This window comes from Methanocalculus natronophilus (assembly GCF_038751955.1).
Taxonomy (GTDB): domain Archaea; phylum Halobacteriota; class Methanomicrobia; order Methanomicrobiales; family Methanocorpusculaceae; genus Methanocalculus; species Methanocalculus natronophilus.
Window position 1 is genome coordinate 1 of the sequence record NZ_JBCEXH010000103.1, and the last position, 580, is coordinate 580.

1 pseudogene is annotated in these 580 nt (G+C 34.7%); it reads left to right on the forward strand.

Going from position 1 to position 580, the window contains the following annotated elements:
- Window positions 1-580, forward strand: a pseudogene (locus tag ABCO64_RS10695) (hypothetical protein); the annotation flags it as partial.

Below are 580 nucleotides of genomic sequence, written 5' to 3' on the forward strand. Positions count from 1 at the left end.
TTCTGGCATAGAAGTTGATACAGTAGTCATCCGCAATGATTTTAAAGATGAGTACCATGAAACCATTACAGATCGCACGGATAAAATGATTGAATCAATGTCAAAAGAAGAGATTATCGAAGTCTTAAAAGAAAAAGCCATTGTTGGACTTGGAGGTAGCGGATTCCCTACGTATATTAAGTTAAATACGGATCAACCAATTGATAAAGTTGTGATCAATGCGGTTGAATGTGAACCTTACTTAAGTAGTGATTATCGTTTAATCAAAGACCAACCAGAAGATATCTTCAGAGGGTTGAAATACATCATGCAAACGATGAAAGCCAAAGAAGGGATCATCGCCGTTAAAAAAACCAAAAAAGAATTAATTGAAGTATTAGAAAAAGAAATAACACGTTTTAAAGATTTAAATATACGCATCGCAAAAGTGAAAGACTATTACCCACAAGGGTGGGAAAATGAAACCATTAAAAGTGCTACAGGGATTAAAGTACCTGTAGGGACATTGCCGATGGAACTTGGAGTATTAGTATTTAATGTCTCAACCACTTCACAAATTTTTGAAGCGTTAAAACATAAC